Source organism: Mesorhizobium sp. Arg314 (assembly GCF_053714275.1).
The window spans coordinates 1-658 of sequence record NZ_JBSKBP010000212.1 but is presented as its reverse complement, the minus strand read 5'-3'; the positions used below and the strand labels follow the sequence as shown (position 1 = coordinate 658).

Below are 658 nucleotides of genomic sequence, written 5' to 3'. Positions count from 1 at the left end.
CTGGAGAATGTCGGTGCGGCGCACAGCGCAGTTGCAACCGGGGCCCGTGGCAAGATCGTGCTAAAACATTGAATATTCCGAAAAGTCTTCGATCACGCTTCGCGGGATTGATTGCTCGCGCAGAAGGCGCCCGTTACCTATCATAAAGCGGTGCCCCGCCGGCGAGCAAATATTTGAAACCGTTCGTCGTCATCCACCGCGCACGCGCAAGATGCGTCTTCCAGGCCCGGAAAGCGCGTTCGGGCTCGGTCGCCGGGTCGATGTGCAGGACGATCTTGGCAACTTCCCGCCAGTCGGCGCCCTCGGCGGCTGCATCGAGTGGCGAATGTAGGTCAGCAAATGCTCTTCGTCATATCCGGTAAGGATCGGAGAAGTTGGCGCCTCATCGGCGACATCTGGGTCGAGCAGCGGCTTGAGCATTTTTTTCCTTTCTAACGATCGTCGTTGGCGAAGGAAAGGATCAATGCGGCATCCCTTGCGGCCGAGCCCCAACTGCGACGTCTCTATATCTCGCGAATCCGATGCGACTATTCGGATTCATCGCTTTGATAGAGGGATTCGTAGTCCCTGCCGCCGTAGAAGATGTTGGTGACTTCGGCAGTATCTGCCACCCGGTAGGCGATGAGCGCCGTTCGTTCGAAGGGGACCATACGCAAAC

The 658-nt window shown here is 57.8% G+C and carries 1 pseudogene; it reads right to left on the bottom strand.

Annotated elements, in window-relative coordinates:
• Window positions 1–133: 133 nt before the first annotated feature.
• Window positions 134–420 (bottom strand): annotated as a pseudogene (locus ACWGS9_RS35140) (DUF2285 domain-containing protein).
• Window positions 421–658 lie beyond the last annotated feature (238 nt).